12 protein-coding genes are annotated in these 19,456 nt (G+C 60.0%); 5 read left to right on the top strand and 7 right to left on the bottom strand.

The features are described from left to right. Positions 1 to 14 precede the first annotated feature (14 nt). Together L8H52_RS28855 and L8H52_RS28850 are read right to left on the bottom strand one after the other, a co-directional pair. Complete coding sequence (locus L8H52_RS28855; RefSeq protein ID WP_242209904.1) at positions 15 to 2,624, bottom strand: DUF6543 domain-containing protein; 2,610 nt, start codon at positions 2,622 to 2,624, stop codon at positions 15 to 17. Between the two features lie 117 nt (positions 2,625 to 2,741). Beyond that, positions 2,742 to 5,195 (bottom strand): hypothetical protein, encoded by a 2,454-nt coding sequence (locus tag L8H52_RS28850; RefSeq protein WP_242209903.1) that lies wholly within the window; start codon positions 5,193 to 5,195, stop codon positions 2,742 to 2,744. Between the two features lie 328 nt (positions 5,196 to 5,523). Here L8H52_RS28850 and L8H52_RS28845 point away from each other — a divergent pair, with 328 nt between their 5' ends. The 4 genes from L8H52_RS28845 to L8H52_RS28830 all read left to right on the top strand — a co-directional run bounded on the left by L8H52_RS28845 (position 5,524) and on the right by L8H52_RS28830 (position 14,985). Beyond that, positions 5,524 to 7,836 carry a YgiQ family radical SAM protein gene (locus L8H52_RS28845; protein WP_007915855.1) on the top strand — a complete coding sequence of 771 codons (2,313 nt, stop codon included), beginning with the start codon at positions 5,524 to 5,526 and terminating at the stop codon, positions 7,834 to 7,836. A 408-nt stretch (positions 7,837 to 8,244) separates the two neighbouring features. Next, positions 8,245 to 11,520 (top strand): transglutaminase family protein, encoded by a 3,276-nt coding sequence (locus L8H52_RS28840; RefSeq protein WP_242209902.1) that lies wholly within the window; start codon positions 8,245 to 8,247, stop codon positions 11,518 to 11,520. Between the two features lie 88 nt (positions 11,521 to 11,608). After that, positions 11,609 to 14,095, top strand: a complete 2,487-nt coding sequence (locus tag L8H52_RS28835) for a circularly permuted type 2 ATP-grasp protein (protein WP_242209901.1) — start codon at positions 11,609 to 11,611, stop codon at positions 14,093 to 14,095. Beyond that, complete coding sequence (locus L8H52_RS28830) at positions 14,095 to 14,985, top strand: transglutaminase family protein (RefSeq protein ID WP_242209900.1); 891 nt, start codon at positions 14,095 to 14,097, stop codon at positions 14,983 to 14,985. Before L8H52_RS28835 ends, L8H52_RS28830 begins: the two co-directional genes overlap by 1 nt. Positions 14,986 to 15,194: 209 nt before the next feature. Here L8H52_RS28830 and L8H52_RS28825 read toward each other — a convergent pair whose 3' ends face one another. Together L8H52_RS28825 and L8H52_RS28820 are read right to left on the bottom strand one after the other, a co-directional pair. Then, positions 15,195 to 15,392: a hypothetical protein gene (locus tag L8H52_RS28825; RefSeq protein ID WP_016985374.1), complete on the bottom strand. Its 198-nt coding sequence runs from the start codon at positions 15,390 to 15,392 to the stop codon at positions 15,195 to 15,197. A 67-nt stretch (positions 15,393 to 15,459) separates the two neighbouring features. Beyond that, a complete protein-coding gene (locus L8H52_RS28820) occupies positions 15,460 to 16,047 on the bottom strand; it encodes a TIGR00730 family Rossman fold protein (RefSeq protein WP_242209899.1) in 588 nt (195 codons plus the stop codon). Between the two features lie 340 nt (positions 16,048 to 16,387). Here L8H52_RS28820 and azu point away from each other — a divergent pair, with 340 nt between their 5' ends. Next, positions 16,388 to 16,831 (top strand): azurin, encoded by a 444-nt coding sequence (gene azu, locus L8H52_RS28815; RefSeq protein WP_242209898.1) that lies wholly within the window; start codon positions 16,388 to 16,390, stop codon positions 16,829 to 16,831. A 172-nt stretch (positions 16,832 to 17,003) separates the two neighbouring features. On the opposite strand, the gene nadE is transcribed toward azu, so the two are convergent. The 3 genes from nadE to L8H52_RS28800 are packed head-to-tail and all read right to left on the bottom strand — an operon-like array spanning position 17,004 to position 19,364. Further along, complete coding sequence (nadE, locus tag L8H52_RS28810) at positions 17,004 to 17,831, bottom strand: ammonia-dependent NAD(+) synthetase (protein WP_242209897.1); 828 nt, start codon at positions 17,829 to 17,831, stop codon at positions 17,004 to 17,006. A gap of 4 nt (positions 17,832 to 17,835) precedes the next feature. Further along, positions 17,836 to 19,059, bottom strand: coding sequence for a nicotinate phosphoribosyltransferase (pncB, locus tag L8H52_RS28805; RefSeq protein ID WP_242209896.1), 1,224 nt, complete (start codon positions 19,057 to 19,059; stop codon positions 17,836 to 17,838). Between the two features lie 50 nt (positions 19,060 to 19,109). Beyond that, the gene (locus L8H52_RS28800; RefSeq protein WP_242209895.1) at positions 19,110 to 19,364 is read right to left on the bottom strand and encodes a hypothetical protein; all 255 of its coding nucleotides are present in this window, start codon (positions 19,362 to 19,364) and stop codon (positions 19,110 to 19,112) included. Positions 19,365 to 19,456: the final 92 nt, after the last annotated feature.

Raw genomic sequence — 19,456 nt, 5'->3', positions numbered from 1 at the left:
CCTGATTGAAGGTGTCAGCGGGTCGCCGCTGTCGCGTCGCTCGCCAGAGCAAAGATCTTGCGTGCGGTCTTGCCATCGAAGGTCTGGCGCCAGATCGCGACATGCGGCAGGCCGGCCTGTTCGTCGCGGCGCTGGGACTCGATGCCGCGCTTGCTCTGTTCGAGGGTTTTCAGGTGGCTGCCCCTGATGGTGAAATTCAGCGGCTCGCTGTTGTCTTTGTCGTAGTGAAAGTGCGCTTCCCATAACGGCGCGTTGTCGGCGCGATCGCGGATCGAATAGACGTCGAGAAACGACTTGTCCCGACCTTTGCCCTGCTGTTTGCGATCAACCGTTTTGACGGCATTCAGCTCAGCGTGATCGATCAGATAATTCAGGCGCAAAATGTCCAGCACGTCCTTGTTCTTGTACATCCGCACGAGCACGCTTTGGCCATGTGCGGACAGTGTGTCTGCGGCCGTTTGCAAGCGTTCGGCCAAGCTCTGGATCTCGGCATCCTCGGCTGCGTTTTCGTGGTTTTGCAGGCGGCGTGCCTGCTCGTTGAGCGGGTCGATGGCTTTTTCCAGGTCTTCAATAATTTCCGTCGGATTGTCTTTCGCGGTTTCTTTGGCCCGTGCTACGGCAATGTGCTTTTCCACGTCAGCCAACAAACGGTTGGCCCCGGCGATCAGTTCCGGTCGCGGAGTGCTGACGATGGGTGGACGAACAGGCAGCCATTCACCCTGCCTTTTCTCGTATCGTTCAGTCGGGCCATCCGGCTGGAGCGGGTTGGAAACCTTGATGATGACACTGCCGTCTGCAGCGGTTTCCGTCTCGCCGACGAGGATTCTTGAAGTACCGTGCCGGCGAGTGCTGAACACCTTTCTGGGCGGTGCCGGGCGCGTGGTTCCGCTATCGCCCGGTTGTACTGGAAGGAAGTCGAAGTCGATGTCCTGGTCCCGGCTGGGCAGTTCGGTATTGCGGTCAAACGTAGCCAGGAGTTCGTTCAGTCGTGTCTCGATTCTGTTCTCGACGGTGTCAGTCAGCGCGAGGATTTCCCTGGCGTACTCGGCCTTGACGCTGTCCGTCGACAGCCATGCTTCAAAACGGCTTTTGTCGCGTCTGATTTGATCAAGCGTCAGCATCAACGCCAATGGTTGCGAGCCCTCCGGAATGTTGTGCAGGTCGCCGTTGAACAGATTGATGGAGGGCAGCGAGTGCATGGTCGCGTTTGGCGTGTGATCAGGTGTGCCTGCGAACAAGTGGACGTACAAGCTCAACTTGTTGAAATTGACTCGCTCGGCCGTGGGCACTTCCTGAGTGAGTTCGACGAGATCGGGCTCCGCCCCCGGGTAGGCTTTTCTGATCTGCCCCATCAGCACCTCCCGGTCTTCGAGAATCTTCAGCTTTTTGTTCAGGTTAGCGATCATTTTTTTGCAGTTGTCGCTGTTCAGCGTCGCGAAGGCCGGCGCGAGCTTCAAGTCCATGACCGTCATGAGCCGATTCAGGTAACTCACTCGATCCATGCGGAAGGTGTGCAGTTCCTTTTTGAATTCCCCGCGGGCTTTTAACCGGACCAGCCAATCCTTGTTGTCGACGAGTGACTGGATAAAGTCCGCCTGCTTTTTGATGTGCTTGAGCAGATGGACCTCAACGGCGATCAGGGCTGCGGTCTGTGCTGAACTGTCCGTGGGCAAAGCACGCGCCTCACGGTAAAGGCTGTTGTACCGCTCAGACGATTCGACGAGTTCCCTGTGCACCGCTGCGAAGGGTGCATAGTCGTGCAGCAGGGTCGCCAGGCTTGCTTGTGTCCCCGCTCCAGTCCTTTCCCCACGGCGCATGCCGCCCCGCAAACCTGAGACGACAAACGCCCAGGTGCCTTGCCCGTCGCGCGTGATGGCGCGCGATTCGCCGCTACGGCTGGCGTGATAGATATTGTCGCTGTCTGTTGCCACGGGGTCTTTGGCGTTGACGATGCGCCATACCTTCTGCACTGGCGTAGAGGCATCCGTATCGAGCATGACCTGATACGCATGGCCGTCGATCAGCGCGTAGCGTTTGCCATCGTGTCGAAACACGCCGTCGCTGTCGGGTTCGCTGGTGCTGAAATCCAGATCCGAGCGAAAGGCTCGCAGGCCGGGATCGGTCAGCGGCGCGCTGATAATGTGATCATCGGCGACATGCCAAAGTCCGCTGTCGGCGTCGCGTAGCAGCACCGGGCCGGAAGGCAGCCGCTCGCTGGCCAGTCTGGCCCGATACCGGCCCGTGTCAGCGTCCACTGCGATCAGCACAATGCCGCCATCGGCCATGTCGACATAGCGGCGACCCTTATGTGTTCTGAATCCGCTGGCGTCGACAGCAGGCAATGTGGCCGACGCCGCCATTCGGTAATGTTCGATCGGCTGCTGCACAGGTACCTGGATTTCAGCGGGAGGGGTTGCCGGTTGAATCTTGATGGCCGGGGCCGGGCTGATAGTGTCGAGGTCGGTATCCGGGGCGGTGTTGCCCGACCGCGCCGGCTGTCCGTCCCGGTTTGAGCCGACGCTGATCGTGCTGTCGGGGTGCGGCGTGCGTGTCTCTGGTGTTTGATTCGGACGCGTATGGACGTCGACCGAAACGGTGCCTCTGACGGGCGTTTTTGTAGCCATGGTTATCATCCTTGAGTGGTTGTCCCCAGGCATGGGCTCAGGGACAGATGTCGTTGGGCTTCCTGCCTTCGGACACGTTTGCTTGTTCAGTCACGCACGGTATGGGGCGTTCCTGTTTCAGGAGGCCAGTTCGAAGATTCTCTGCGCGGTCCTGCTGTCGATGTCTTCACGCCAGATCTTCACGTGCGCCCGGCCGGCCTGCTCGTCCCTGCGCTGAGACGACGTACCGAGCCGGTTTTGCTGGCGAGTCTTGAGGTGGCCGCGCTTTACCTGAAAATCCGCTAAAGGGCTGTCCTTCTGTGCGTAGTGGAAGTGCGCATACCACAGCACCGTGCCGGACTGACTGTCGTTCAGCGTGTAGACGTCGAGAAATTCCTTTTTGTTGCCCTTGCCCAGCGGTATCCGGCTCTGCGTGCGAGTGGCGCTCAAATGCCCGTGGCGGATCAGATACGCCACGCGGTCGTTGCTCAGGTAGTCGGGGTCTTTGTAGAGCCGCACACGAATGTTTTCACCCTCCTGGAGCAGACGCTGACTGTCGTGGTGCAGGCGTTGTACCAGCGCGGAAATGTCACTGGCGGCGGGATTGGGCGCTTGTCCGATTTGCCGGGCGAGATCATCCAGTTCGTCGGCCCGGCCAGTCAGAAATTCGACGATACCGCTGGCGTTGCGTTTGGCTTTCTCATCACGCCATGCGGTATGCAAATGCGCTTCCGATTGTTCCAGGTGCTGCCGCGCCTGAGCAGTCAGCGTTGACAGGTTTCTTTCTTGCCTGGCCATCTGCCGACGCCATTCGCCTTCCCGGCGTTCGTAGGTTTGCAGGACCTCTGTCGGGTCATGCGGGTTCAGCACATCGATCAAGTCTTCACCCGCCGCCGTGCGACGTGGCCGTCCGACCCGGATCTTGTAGACCCCATGGTGCTTGCTGCGGAACATCTTCCTCGATGCCGCCGCTTGCGGGCTCTGGCCCTGTGCCGGAATGAAATCGAAATCGATCGGTTGTTCGTGGGGTGGCAGCGCGGGGGTTGTGTCCTGCTCCTGATGGTAGCGATCCAGATGCTGTTCCAGCGTGTGCTCGAAATGTTCTATGGCTTCGATGATTTCACTGCGTGAGCTGGCATGTTGCGGGCCGGGGGGCAGCGGCAGATGTTCGTACGAGGCTTTGACGGCTGACGTCTGATCCAGCAAGTCACTGAGCACGGAAATGCGTGCATGCTGAGGAATTTCCTTGAGCGCACGAAAGGCAAAGGTCACCTCACCGAAACAGAATGCAAGGTATCTGGCATTGGCATTGCTGATGTCGACAGGCGCATCCGCATCGACGAACAGGCGGGTTTTGGCGTAGATCCAGAAGGCAACGTTTTCGTGCAGATCGATCGGATCATACGCCGTGCCTTTCAAATCGTCGGGTGACAGGCGCCACTTGTTCAACAGTTCATCAGCGATATCCTGACGCTTCTTGAGGATCTCCAGTTTGTTCGACAAATGGGTTGCCACGGCCGCATGGTCAGCAACCGGGCCGCCGAAAATCGGCCCGTCCAGCAACTTTCGCGAATCGCTGGCGATCATCAGCTGGTTGTAGGTCAGCATGCGGCCCTTGTGCAGCACGATGATCTTTTCCCGGTAGGCGACACGCCCCATGATCGAGACGATGCGTTCCTTTTCATCGGTGTGCAGGTCGAGGTTTTTTTCCAGTAGCGCCAGTTCCCACCGATGATGTTCTTCGAGGCGCTGCAAATGGGCGCGCTCGCCTTCGCTGCCCTTCAACGCCTGCCAGCGGTAGTGCAGCTGCTCGCCCGTGGTCATGGCCTGATTGAATTGCAGTTCCAGCGTCTGTAACTCGAACGTCAGGTCAGCCGCGCGCAGGGCATCCGCCGGATTCGCTCGTCGGCGCATGCCTGCCGTGCCGCCCACCAGCGTCCCCACCCAGCCGCGCTGCTCATCAAAGACAATCGGCTCCGATCTTCCCGCACGTGTCCCGACGTAAACGTTGGCAGGGTCGCTAGCCACGGGATCTTCGGGGCGAACGATGCGCATGACCGGCACTGCTGGCGAGGAGGCGTCAAGGTCATGCAGCGCCTGGTAGCTCTGCTCGGCGATCACTGCGTAGAGTTTGCCGCCGTAGCGATACAGACGGTCCCGGCCGACCTGGACGCCGGTAAAGTCCAGATCGGTCGCGAAATCCTGCAGGCGTGTGTCGGACAAGGGGAAAGTGATGCTTTTGCCGTCCTCCAGCGGATGCCACAGCCCGCTTTCGCGATCTCGTATCAGCAGCGGCCCGGCAGGCGTCAGCTCGCTCGCCAGCCGTGCCCGGTAGAGACCGGATGGCGCATCGGTGACGACCTGCACAATGCCGCCATCCGGCACATCCACGTAACGACGGCCCTTGAAGGTTCTGACGCCGTGCCCATCGGGCGCCGGCAGGAAGGCGGGCGCACTGATCAGATAATGTTCCAGCGAGGGTTCCCGGGCTGGGGGGCGGATGGACGGATCCGGGGGCGATGGCCTGACCCTGATCGACGGTGCCGGCCTGATTGCCTCCAGATCGGCGCCTGTCGTGAGGGTTTCCGGCATCCTTACCGTGCCTGCCGACAGGGGACTCGTCGGGTGCGGCACGTGGCTGCCCCTCGGACTGCCGGGGCGTGGATGAACATCAACGGTGGTGGTGCCTCTGATGGGCGATTTCGGTGACATTTCTTCATCCTTGAAGGGTTGTCATATCAGCTGGCGCAGGTGCCGGGCTGATGAATGTTGGGTTGAATCGATGTTTTTCTGCCTGTGACGGGTTGGCGGGCATGCGCAACACCGGTTGTAAGAGAAACCGACCATTGCCGTCGGAATTGGTCAAAATTTGTGCTATATTCCGCGCCCGCGATTTTTCACTTCAACACCGGTCGTCGACATGCAAGCAGCCAAGCCGTTATTTGACTATCCAAAATATTGGGCCGAATGTTTCGGGCCAGCGCCATTCCTGCCGATGAGCAGGGAGGAGATGGATCAGCTTGGCTGGGATTCGTGCGACATCATCATTGTTACCGGTGATGCCTACGTCGATCACCCGTCGTTCGGCATGGCGATCATTGGCCGGCTGCTGGAGTCGCAAGGCTTCCGCGTCGGGATCATCGCGCAGCCGAACTGGCAGTCCAAAGACGACTTCATGAAGCTCGGCGAGCCGAACCTGTTCTTCGGCGTTGCAGCGGGCAACATGGACTCGATGATCAACCGCTACACCGCGGACAAGAAAATCCGTTCCGACGACGCCTATACGCCAGGCGGCATGGCCGGCAAGCGTCCGGATCGCGCGAGTCTGGTTTACAGCCAGCGCTGCAAAGAAGCGTACAAGCATGTACCGATCGTCCTTGGCGGCATCGAAGCTTCCCTGCGCCGCATCGCCCACTACGACTACTGGCAGGATCGCGTGCGTAACTCGATCCTGATCGACGCCAGCGCCGACATTCTGCTCTACGGCAACGCCGAGCGCGCGATTGTCGAAGTCGCCCAGCGTCTGTCTTACGGTCACAAGATCGAAGACATCACTGACGTGCGCGGCACTGCGTTCATTCGTCGCGATACGCCGAAAGACTGGTACGAAGTCGATTCCACGCGCATCGATCGTCCGGGCAAGGTCGACAAGATCATCAACCCGTACGTGAACACCCAGGACACCCAGGCCTGCGCCATCGAGCAGGAAAAAGGCCCGGTCGAAGATCCGCAGGAAGCCAAGGTCGTACAGATCCTGGCCAGCCCGCGCATGACCCGTGACAAGACTGTGATTCGTCTGCCGTCGGTAGAAAAGGTCCGTGGCGACGCCGTTCTGTATGCTCACGCCAACCGCGTGCTGCACCTCGAAACCAACCCGGGCAACGCCCGCGCGCTGGTGCAGAAGCATGGCGAAGTCGACGTCTGGTTCAACCCGCCGCCGATTCCGATGACCACCGAAGAAATGGACTACGTGTTCGGCATGCCTTACGCCCGTGTTCCGCACCCGGCGTATGGCAAGGAGAAAATCCCGGCCTACGACATGATCCGTTTCTCGGTGAACATCATGCGTGGCTGCTTCGGCGGCTGCACCTTCTGCTCGATCACCGAGCACGAAGGCCGGATCATCCAGAACCGTTCCGAAGAGTCGATCATTCGCGAAATCGAAGAGATCCGCGACAAGGTTCCAGGCTTCACCGGCGTCATTTCCGACCTCGGCGGCCCGACCGCGAACATGTACCGCATCGCCTGCAAAACGCCGGAAATCGAATCGGCGTGCCGCAAGCCGTCCTGCGTGTTCCCGGGCATCTGCCCGAACCTGAACACCGACCACTCGTCGCTGATTCAGCTGTACCGCAGCGCCCGCGCCTTGCCGGGTGTGAAGAAAATTCTGATTGCCTCCGGCCTGCGTTACGACCTCGCAGTCGAGTCGCCGGAATACGTCAAAGAGCTGGTGACCCACCACGTCGGTGGTTACCTGAAGATCGCCCCGGAACACACCGAGGAAGGTCCGCTCAACCAGATGATGAAGCCGGGCATTGGCAGCTATGACAAGTTCAAGCGCATGTTCGAGAAGTACACCAAGGAAGCGGGCAAAGAGCAGTACCTGATTCCGTACTTCATCGCTGCGCACCCGGGCACCACCGACGAAGACATGATGAACCTCGCGCTGTGGCTCAAGGGCAACGGCTTCCGCGCCGACCAGGTGCAAGCGTTCTACCCGTCGCCGATGGCCACCGCCACCGCGATGTACCACTCGGGCAAGAACCCGCTGCGCAAGGTCACTTACAAGAGCGACGGCGTGACCATCGTCAAGAGCGAAGAACAGCGTCGTCTGCACAAGGCGTTCTTGCGTTATCACGATCCGAAGGGCTGGCCGATGTTGCGTGAAGCGTTGATCCGCATGGGCCGTGGTGATCTGATCGGTTCGGGCAAGGATCAGTTGATTCCGACTCATCAGCCGGCGACTGACAGCTACCAGAGCGCCCGTCGCAAGAACTCGACGCCAGCCGGCAGCCATAAAGTGGCGAAGGAAGGGAAAGAGAAGACCACCAAGATCCTCACCCAGCACACCGGTCTGCCGCCTCGTGCCAGTGATGGTGGTAATCCGTGGGACAAGCGTGAACAGGCCAAGGCGGCGGCGTTTGCCCGCAACCAGCAGGCGGCCAAGGAACGCAAGGACGCCGCGAAAGGCAAAGGGCCGAAGCCGACCCGCAAGCCGGTCGTACCGCGCTAAGTTGCTTTTTAGCTGAACAGAACGCCAACCTTCGGGTTGGTGTTTTGCGTTTCCGGGGATGGATTTTTGTCGTCTGCAAGATCCATCCCCCCTCACCCCAGCCCTCTCCCCCAATGGGGGCGAGGGGGAAGGGAGCAGATATCCATGCTTTTCAAACCTGAGTTCGACTCAATACTTTTAAGTCGGCGTATCTCTAACATCCACCTCGATCAGTCCCCTCTCCCCCCGGGAGAGGGCTAGGGTGAGGGGGGCTTCGCAACATTTACGTGCAATGAGCCCAAACCATTTCCCCGCATCGCCCGATTTTGGTGCTGTACTGCCCTAAGCATTCCGGGAAAGCGCCAAGGCCTGTGCATGGCATAAGTCTTGCGCGCTTTCGAATACGCTTAGGCTCGCAGGAGGCACGCCGTGTCGATTCATGTCGCATTGCATCACGTCACGCATTACCGCTACGACCGCGCTGTCGAACTCGGCCCGCAGATCGTGCGTCTGCGCCCGGCTGCCCACAGCCGCACGCGGATTCTGTCGTATGCGCTGAAAGTCTCGCCCGAGCAGCATTTCATCAACTGGCAGCAGGACCCGCAGGGCAACTATCTCGCGCGGCTGGTGTTCCCCGAAAAAACCAGTGAGTTGCGCATCGAAGTCGATCTGCTCGCCGAGATGGCGGTGTTCAATCCGTTCGACTTTTTCCTCGAACCTTATGCCGAAAAAATCCCCTTCGCCTACGCTGCCGATGAGCGCAAGGAACTGGCGCCGTACCTCGAAACCCTGCCGCTGACGCCGAAATTCAAAGCCTATCTGGACGCCATCGACCGCACGCCATTGCCTGCGGTGGATTTTCTGGTGGCGCTCAATCAGCGTCTGAGCGAAGACATCGGCTATCTGATCCGCATGGAACCGGGCGTGCAGACACCGGAACACACCCTCGAACACGCCTCGGGTTCCTGCCGGGATTCGGCGTGGTTGCTGGTGCAACTGCTGCGTAACCTCGGCCTGGCTGCACGATTCGTCTCCGGCTACCTGATTCAACTGACCGCCGATGTGAAAAGCCTCGATGGCCCGTCCGGCACCGAAGTGGATTTCACCGACCTGCACGCCTGGTGCGAGGTGTATTTGCCGGGCGCCGGCTGGATCGGTCTGGATGCGACGTCAGGGCTGTTTGCCGGCGAAGGGCATATCCCGTTGGCGTGTAGTCCCGATCCGTCCTCAGCGGCGCCGATCAGTGGCTTGGTCGAGCCTTGCGAGTGTGAGTTCAGCCACGAAATGTCGGTGGAACGGATCTGGGAGGCGCCGCGCGTCACCAAGCCCTACACCGATGAGCAGTGGCTGGCGATTCAGGCGCTGGGGCGGCAGATCGATGCCGACCTGTTGGCAGACGATGTGCGTCTGACCATGGGCGGCGAGCCGACTTTCGTGTCCATCGATGACCCGGACGGCGCCGAGTGGAACACCGCTGCGTTGGGTGACGATAAACGTCGACTGTCCGCCGAACTGTTCCAGCGCATGCGCAAGCACTACGCGCCGAAAGGCCTGGTGCATTTCGGTCAGGGCAAATGGTATCCCGGCGAGCAACTGCCGCGCTGGTCGCTCAATTGCTATTGGCGCCGCGACGGCGTGCCGATCTGGCACAACGACGCGCTGATCGCCGATGAGCAGCAGGATTACGGTGCGAATGGCGAACTGGCCGGGCGTTTTCTGGCCAGTGTCGCCGAACGCCTGAAACTGCCTGTACGCTTTGTCTTTCCGGCCTACGAAGACAATTTCTATTACCTCTGGCGCGAGGGCACATTGCCGAGCAATGTCAGCGCCGAAGATTCGCGTCTGGAAGAGCCGCTTGAGCGCGCACGCCTGCGCAAGGTCTTCAGTCAGGGCCTGAACAAGGTGATCGGCCAGGTGCTGCCGCTGGCGCGCACGGCCAAGGGCGACCAATGGCAGAGCGGACGCTGGTATCTGCGTGAGGAGCATTGCCGTCTGGTCCCGGGGGATTCGCCGCTAGGCTATCGCCTGCCACTGGGGTCGCAGCCATGGGTGAAGGCCGCCGAGTATCCGTTTATTCATCCACAGGATCCGAATCAGGATTTCCCCGCGCTGCCACACCCCGCGCAACTCAACAGCCCGGGCGAAGCGGCGACGACTGACGAGCGCGTGCCGAAAATCGACGAATCTGCCGATTGGCTGACCCGCACTGCGTTCTGCGCCGAGGCGCGTGAAGGGCGTTTGTACCTGTTCATGCCGCCGCTGGAGCGGGTCGCGGATTATCTGGAACTGGTGGCGGCCATCGAGGCCACCGCCGAAGAACTGCATTGCCCGGTGTTGCTCGAAGGCTACGAGCCGCCGAGCGATCCACGCCTGAGCAATTTCCGCATCACTCCGGATCCGGGTGTGATCGAGGTCAACGTGCAGCCATCGGCAACATGGGACGAACTGGTCGAGCGCACCGAATTTCTATATGAACAGGCGCGCCAGACGCGGCTGACCAGCGAGAAATTCATGATCGATGGTCGCCACACTGGCACCGGTGGCGGTAACCATTTTGTTCTCGGTGGCGCGACGACGGCGGACTCACCGTTTCTGCGTCGTCCCGATCTGCTGCGCAGCCTGATCAGTTACTGGCACAACCATCCGTCGTTGTCGTACTTGTTTTCCGGCTTGTTCATCGGCCCGACGTCTCAGGCGCCGCGTGTCGACGAGGCGCGCAATGACGCGCTGTACGAACTGGAAATCGCTTTTGCGCAGATGCCAGAACCGGGCGAGGAGTGCGCGCCATGGCTGGTCGATCGACTGCTGCGCAACCTGCTGATCGACGTCACCGGCAACACGCACCGCGCCGAATTCTGCATCGACAAACTCTATTCGCCGGACGGCGCCACCGGGCGTCTTGGCTTGCTGGAACTGCGCGCCTTTGAAATGCCGCCCCACGCGCGCATGAGTCTGGCGCAACAGTTGTTGCTGCGGGCACTGGTCGCACGGTTCTGGCGCGAACCTTATGCGCCGCCGAAACTGGCGCGCTGGGGCACCGAACTGCACGATCGTTTTCTGCTGCCGCACTTTATCGAGCAGGATTTCGCTGACGTCATCGTCGAACTCAACAACGCCGGTTACCCGCTGCGCGCGGAATGGTTTGCCGCGCACCAGGAGTTTCGTTTTCCCAAGGTCGGCGATTACGCCGTCAACGGCATCGAACTGGAACTGCGGCAGGCGCTGGAGCCATGGCATGTTCTGGGTGAGGAGGGCACGGCAGGCGGCACCGTGCGTTACGTCGATTCCTCGTTGGAGCGTTTGCAGGTCAAGCTCAAAGGGCTGCCGCCGCAGCGCTATCTGCTGACCTGTAATGGCGTCGCGGTACCGTTGCACCCTACCGGGCGGGTGGGCGAGTTCGTTGCCGGTGTGCGTTATCGCGCGTGGCAACCGGCCAACTGCCTGCAACCGACAATACCCGTGCACGCACCGCTGGTGTTCGACTTGCTCGATACCTGGATGGGCCGTTCGCTGGGCGGTTGTCAGTACCATGTCGCGCATCCGGGTGGGCGCAATTACGAGACGTTGCCGGTCAATGCCAACGAAGCGGAGAGCCGGCGGATGGCGCGGTTCTTCCGCGTCGGACACACGCCGGGGAAACTTCCGATACCGAACGTAGAAATCAGTGACGAGCTACCGATGACAATCGATTTGCGACGTTTCTAAGGCCTACGCGACACGCGGATTTTTCGTATATCCGCGCGTCATCTGCCTGCGTTAGTCTGACCGTTCCTTGCTGTCTGCCGAGCTTTCCATGCCTGACCTGCTAGACCGCTACCCGCTTACGGCGGGCACTTATCACGAACTGCTCGACGGCAGTGGCGCGGTGCGCCCGCATTGGCAGCGGCTGTTCGATCAGTTGCAGCGCAGCACGCCGGCACAACTGGTGCAGCGGCAGGCCTTGCTGGCGCGGCAGATTCAGGAAAACGGTGTCACGTATAACGTCTATGCCGACCCGAAAGGCGCGGATCGTCCGTGGGAGCTGGATCTGCTGCCGCATGTGATTGCCGCAGATGAATGGCAGCAATTGTCGGCGGGCATCGCGCAACGTGCGCGCCTGCTCAATGCGGTGTTGGCGGATTTGTACGGGGCGCAGCGATTGATCAGCGAAGGCCTGTTGCCGGCTGAACTGGTGTTCGGGCACAACAATTTTCTCTGGCCCTGTCAGGGCATCGTTCCCCCGGAAAACGCCTTCCTGCATCTGTACGCGGTGGATCTGGCGCGCACGCCGGATGGGCGTTGGTGGGTGACCGCCGATCGTACACAAGCGCCGTCGGGCGCCGGGTATGCCCTGGAAAACCGCACCATTGTGTCGCGCGCCTTTCCCGAGTTGTACCGGGATCTGAAGGTGCAGCATCTGGCCGGGTTTTTCCGCACGTTGCAGGAAACCCTCGCGCGACAGGCACCGTGTGACGATGACGCACCGCTGGTGGTGCTGCTCACGCCGGGGCGTTTCAACGAAAGTTATTTCGAGCATTTGTATCTGGCTCGCCAGCTCGGTTACCCGTTGGTCGAGGGCGGAGACCTGACGGTGCGCGACGCCACGGTCTATCTGAAAACCCTCAGTGGCCTGCGTCGGGTACACGCGATCATGCGCCGTCTCGACGACGACTTCTGTGATCCGCTGGAGCTGCGCACCGACTCTGCGCTCGGCGTGCCCGGGCTGCTCGAAGCGGTGCGTCAGGGCCGCGTACTGGTCGCCAACGCGCTGGGCAGTGGCGTGCTGGAGTCGCCGGGATTGCTCGGGTTTCTGCCGAAGATCAATCAATACCTGTTCGGCGAAGAACTGCTGCTGCCGTCGATTGCAACGTGGTGGTGCGGCGAGGCGCCGGTATTGGCACAAGCCCTGGAAAAACTGCCCGAACTGCTGATCAAGCCAGCCTTCCCCTCACAAAGCTTCGCGCCTGTGTTTGGCCGTGATCTGAGTGAAAAGCAGCGTCAGGCGCTTGCCGAGCGCATGCAGGCGCGCCCTTACGCCTATGTCGCGCAAGAATTGGCGCAGCTGTCGCATGCGCCCATCTGGCAGGCCGAAAACGGTCAACTGCAACCGCGTGCGATCGGCATGCGCATGTACGCGGTGGCCAGTGGCGAGGATTATCGCGTGCTGCCCGGTGGCCTGACCCGGGTGGCTGCCGATGCCGATGCCGAAGTGGTATCGATGCAGCGCGGCGGGGCGAGCAAGGATACTTGGGTGTTGGGCGATCGCCCGCCCAGTGGCGAACAGTGGAAGACTCAACGCAACGTCGGCGTCCATGATCTGGTGCGGCGCGACCCGTACCTGCCCTCGCGTGTGGTGGAAAACCTGTTCTGGTTCGGCCGTTACTGCGAACGCTGTGATGACAGTGCGCGGCTGCTGCGGATCATGCTCGCACGGTATGTCGACGGCGATGACCCGCAAGCGCTACAGGCAGCGGTCGACCTTGGTGAACGGCTGACGCTGTTGCCGGACGAGGGTGAATTGCCGGAGCGTCTGTTGGCAGCACTGCTCGGCGAGGACTGGTCGTTCAGCCTGCGCTCCAATCTGCAACGCTTGCAGTGGGCGGCCTCGCAGGTGCGCGGCAAGCTCTCTCGGGAGAACTGGCAGGCGTTAGTGGAGTTGCAGCGCGAGGCGATGGAGCTGGACACCGACGAACCCGACTTCGGCGAGCTGCTGGATTTTCTCAATCGGTTGGTGATGTCGCTGGCGGCGTTGTCCGGATTTGCGCTGGACGACATGACGCGCGACGAAGGCTGGCGCTTTCTGATGATCGGCCGGCGAATCGAACGACTGCAGTTTCTCAGTAGCAGCCTCGCGGCTTTTCTGCGCGGCGCCGGGGCGTTCGATCAAGCGGGACTGGAATGGTTGCTGGAACTGGGCAACAGCAGCATCACCTATCGCTCACGCTATCTGGCGGTGGCGCAGCTGATTCCGGTGCTCGACCTGTTGCTGCTTGATGAGCAAAACCCGCACGCGGTGTTGTTTCAATTGAAACTGGTGACCCGCACGTTGAAGCGTTTGAACGATGATTTCGGTTTGCCACGGGAAGCGGGGCTGCCACAACTGGTCGAGCGTCTGGCGCGATTCGATCTGGGCTGTCTGGAGAATCCGTTGTTCGGTGAGACCAGCGTACGAGCGGCGCTCAATGGTCTGGCGGATCTGCTGAAGGACATTGCCGACGCCAGTGGTCAGGTCTCGGATCGTCTGGCCCTGCGCCATTTCGCCCATGTCGATGATGTCAGCCAGCGCACGGTGTCCGTCTGATGAATGCTCGATACCAGATCTTCCACGACACCTGTTACCACTACGACAGCCCGGTGTCCCTGGCGCAGCAACTGGCGCACTTGTGGCCGCGTGAATGTGCCTGGCAGCGCTGTACCGAACAGCAATTGCTCATCAGCCCGGTCCCGACAGCGCGGCGCGATGAGCTGGATGTGTTCGGCAATCCGTTGACCCGACTGGCCTTTGAGCGGCCGCATGACGAATTGCAGGTCAATGCACAACTCACCGTTGAAGTGCTGGCGCGGCCGACGCTGGATTTCAATCAGTCACCCGCCTGGGAGTTGACCCGCGACGCGCTGAGCTACAGCAGTCAGCCATTGTCTGCCGAGTTGCTCGAAGCCTGCCGTTACCGGTTCCAGTCACCCTACGTGCATTTGAAACGCAGCTTTGTCGAGTTCTCGCAGAGCTGTTTCCCGGCGGGCCGCCCGTTGCTGTTGGGCGTGCAGGACTTGATGCAGAAGATCTTCAGCGAATTCACCTTCGACGCCGAGGCGACCCAGGTGGCGACACCGCTGGTGGAGGTGCTGGAGCGGCGACGCGGGGTTTGTCAGGACTTCGCGCATTTGATGCTGGCATGCGTGCGCTCGCGAGGCTTGGCGGCGCGTTATATCAGTGGATATTTGCTGACTCAGCCGCCGCCAGGGCAGCCACGCTTGATCGGCGCCGATGCGTCGCACGCCTGGGTGTCGGTGTTTTGTCCGGTGCTGGGCTGGGTGGATTTCGATCCGACCAACAATGTGCAGCCGGCGCTGGAACACATCACGCTGGCGTGGGGGCGGGACTTTTCCGATGTGTCGCCGTTACGCGGGGTGATTCTGGGCGGCGGCAATCACGACCCGGAAGTGCGCGTCACGGTAATGCCGCTGGATTAACGCAGATCAAACTGTAGGAGTGAGCCTGCTCGCGAAGGCGTCAGGTCAGTCAACTTATATGTGGCTGATACACCGCTTTCGCGAGCAGGCTCGCTCCCACAGGGAATTCGGGTGTATTGGGGAATGGAAGGCTGTGAGGGCCGGCGGTGAAACCGCCAGCCCCGTCACAAATCCGCAGGGTCTGATTCGATCATCAAACCCGGTGGGGTTCATGCGTCGGGCGCCTGATCTTTCGGTGTTTCAGTTGCTTCGGTTGCATCAACATCATCTTCCGTTGCCACTTCACCCTCAGGGTTCAGTGCTGCTTCTTCAGCGGTCTGTTTCTTGCGCTGAAGCTTTTCCTCTTTCTTCTGTTCCTTTGCCAGGTCTCGTTGACGTTTGGCGAAGGAGTAATTGGGTTTGGCCATGGGCGTTCCTCTTGGTCGAAGGTGAGGTTGAGCGGCGCGTATTCTGCCCTGTATCGGTGCTCGGCAGTTAGCCGGGTTTTTGGTCGACCCACTTGGGCGTGACGGTCGGCTTCCAGTTATCCAGGGCTTCGAGCAGTGTTTGCGGCGATTCGCTCACTTGCAGCATGTCACGGTGTGGCGCGCGAACGAAGCCTTCGCCGACGATATGGTCAAGAAAAGCAGTGAGTTTGCTGTAGAAACCGTTTACTTCGAGCAGACCCAACGGTTTGCCGTGGTAGCCGAGCTGGCCCCAGGTCCAGACTTCGAACAACTCTTCCAGCGTGCCTAGGCCACCGGGCAGGGCGATAAACGCATCACTCAGCTCAGCCATGCGCGCCTTGCGCGCATGCATGCCGTCGACCACTTCCAGGCGCGTCAGGCTTTTGTGACCGATTTCCTTGTCCATCAGGCTCTGCGGAATGATGCCGATCACTTCACCGCCAGCGGCCAGCGCGGCGTCGGCGACAATGCCCATCAAGCCCACAGCACCACCGCCGTAGACCAGGGTCAGCTTACGCTCGGCGAGGGCTCCGCCAAGGGCAATGGCGGCTTCGGTGTAAGCCGGATCAGTGCCAGCATTGGCACCGCAAAATACACATACGGATTTCAGAGACATGCCTTCCTCCTAGGTCAATCCGTCACAGGGTAATGGCTGGCACGCCGTGATCCAAGGCCTAAACTTCGCGTTCAGGCGATTCAAAGGTACCGCTGGCGCCACAGGCGTAAGCGGCGAGCAAACTGCACAACAGACCGTTAAAGAACATGACAGGCACTCCGTCTCAGTAGATGCGCCGATCATAGGGCCGGCCGGGGAATCTGGCCGTTAGATTGTGTCGATGAGTGTCATAGCCTGAAAGTTGTATACAATTTTTGACTCAAGTCATAGGAACTTGCGAAGATTTCAGGCAGTCTTTCCATCATTCGTGTTTTTGTTAACCCTGCCTTGGAGATTCACCATGTTTTCCAAAGTTGTTGCGGTATCCCTGCTGGCGCTGGCCAGCAGCCAATTGATGGCTGCCGAGTGCAAAACCACCGTTGACTCCACCGATCAGATGTCCTTCAACACCAAGGAAATCGTGATCGACAAGAGCTGCAAGACCTTCACCGTCGAACTGACCCACTCCGGCAGCCTGCCGAAGAACGTGATGGGCCATAACCTGGTAATCAGCAAAGATGCTGACATGCAGCCGATCGCTACCGCAGGCCTGGCCGCTGGTATCGATAAGAACTACCTGCCGGAAGGTGACGCACGCATCATCGCTCACACCAAGATCATTGGCGCCAAGGAAACCGATTCGCTGACTTTCGACGTGGCGAAAATCGCTGACGGTGGCTACGGCTTCTTCTGCTCGTTCCCTGGCCACATCTCGATGATGAAAGGCACGATTACCGTTAAGTAAGCCGATCAACCGCGTCATCGTTCTTCGCGAGCAGGCTCGCTCCCACAGGTTCACGCCGTCAATGTGGGAGCGAGCTTGCTCGCGAAGGGGCCATCAGCATCAACTGATGTCTGGGCCAAAGAAAAGCCCGCTGAGGATCACTCCTCAGCGGGCTTTTTCATGCCATCAGCACTTACGGCGCAAACGGCATCACACGCTTGTGATGCGTCTTGTTGTAAGTCGCAACGATGATGTCGAACGCTTCCTGACGCACCGGTTCGCCGTGCAGGAACGCATCGATCTCGGCATAGGTCACGCCGTGGGACGCTTCGTCTGGTTTCCCCGGCGACAGGTCTTCCAGATCCGCCGTCGGGATTTTCTCGACCAGCGACTCCGGCGCACCAAAGCTGCGCGCAATCGCCCGAACCTGGTTTTTCACCAGGCCGCTGAGCGGCGCCAGATCGCAGGCACCGTCACCGAACTTGGTGAAGAAACCCATTACCGCTTCCGCTGCATGATCGGTACCGATCACCAAGCCGTGCGCCGCGCCAGCGATGGTGTACTGGGCGACCATGCGCATGCGTGCCTTGGTATTGCCAAGCACAAAGTCCACCGACACCGCGTGCTTGCCTTCGAATGCGGCGACTTCACTGGCCAGCGATTTCACCGCCGGGCCGATGTTGACCGTGTGACGCTCGTCCGGGGCGATGAAATCCACCGAAGCCTGGGCGTCGTGCTCGTCGAACTGGGTTTCGTACGGCAGGCGCACGGCGATGAATTTGTAGCTGTTGTCGCCGGTCTGGTCGCGCAGCTCACGCATCGCGCGCTGAGCCAACAGACCTGCGGTCAACGAGTCGACGCCGCCGCTGATGCCCAGCACCAGTGTCTTGAGCCCCGAATTGACCAGGCAATCCTGAATAAAGGTAATGCGCCGGGCGACTTCGGCCTGCAGAGCCTTGTAGTCGGCGAACGGCGGTTGCACTTTGAGCTGTTCAGCAATCTCACGCTGTACGGCTTGCATGAATTCACTCCTTGCTAGATAGACTGGAATCGGCAGGAACCTGGAACACGTGTCGCAAATAGGCGACGAAATTCGGGTCTTTGCAGTGGGACTTGCCTGGCTCGTCGGAGATCTTCGCCACCGGTTGGCCGTTGCAGGCAGTCATTTTAAGCACGATGCTCATCGGTTCGACACCCGGAATGTCGCAGGTGAGGTTGGTGCCGATGCCGAAACTGACGTTGATCCGACCGTGCAGCGCGCGGAAGATCTCCAGCGACTTGGGCAGGGTCAGGCTGTCGGAGAACACCAGAGTCTTGCTCATCGGGTCGATGCCAAGCCTGTGATAGTGCGCGATGCATTTTTCGCCCCACACCACAGGATCACCGGAGTCGTGGCGCAGGCCGTCGAAAAGCTTGGCGAAGAACAGATCGAAATCGCCGAGAAACGCATCGGTGGTGATGCAGTCGGTGAGGGCGATCCCGAGCAGACCACGGTACTCGCGGACCCAACAATCGAGTGCGGCGATCTGGCTGTCGATCAGCCGTGGACCGAGTTGCTGGTGGGCCATGATCCACTCGTGGGCCATGGTGCCCAGCGGTTTCATGTCCAGTTCGCGGGACAGGTGCACGTTGCTGGTGCCGACAAAACGTCCGGGGAAATCGTGTTTGAGCACGTTCACCACTTCAGCCTGCACGCCATACGAAAAGCGTCGACGGGTGCCGAAATCGGCAACTTGCAGTTGCGCTAACTCATCGGTCGAAGCGTTGGCGGTCAGCCAGTCGAACTTGCGATAGAGCTGTTCGCGCGCCTGTTCCAGCACGGTTTCACGGTAGCGATAGCGGTTGCGTACTTCGCTGACGATCGCCAGCAACGGCACTTCGTAGAGAATCACATGCAGCCACGGCCCGCGCAGACGGATGAACAACTCGCCGTTTTCGATACCGGTGTGCACATAGCGCAGGTTGAAGCGGAACAGCCCGAGGAAACGCAGGAAGTCCGGTTTGAGGAAGCTGATCCGCTCAAGGAAACTCAGTTGGTCGGCGCTCAGGCTCAGCTCGGCCAGACGCTCGATCTGAAAACGGATCTCGGCCAGGTAGGGCCGCAAGTCCTCGCTGTTACGGCAGCGGAACTCCCATTCGACTTCAACGTTGGGGTAGTTGTGCAGCACCGCCTGCATCATTGTCAGTTTGTAGAAGTCGGTGTCGAGCAGGTTCTGCACGATGCGATCGGCAAACACACTCTCGCTCATAACGGGGTCTCCAGGTGCGCCGCGCCGTGGCGCGGTCTCAATCAATGGCGCTAGTGGCGCATATCAGCGGTGGGGATTGCCAGTGCTTTTTTGATTTCAGGTGAAAGATCCGCTGAGGCCATACACCTTAGCCCGCAAAAATTGTTCATTTTCGGTTGTACCTCAAGTGCGGCGTGAAGCACTTGTTCAAGACAGTCCCAGCTCTTTAAATACTCGGCGAGCAGTGAGTGTCTTGGTATCAGCCTGGTTTCAACGGCTTTAATCATGGCAGCTCTTATCATTTCATTGGTTGCGATTTTAGACATGGATGAAGGTCCTTCAGGTTGTTTTAGGCGTGACATATTGTTTTAGTTTGATAGTTGGATTTGTTGGTTTGCCTTCTGCAGAGTCATTACCT

Origin of the sequence: Pseudomonas sp. CROZ-RG-20F-R04-15, assembly GCF_022662375.1 — a bacterium.
Classification (GTDB): domain Bacteria; phylum Pseudomonadota; class Gammaproteobacteria; order Pseudomonadales; family Pseudomonadaceae; genus Aquipseudomonas.
Note: the sequence above shows the minus strand (reverse complement) of the source record. Positions and strands in the feature narration are given on the sequence as shown.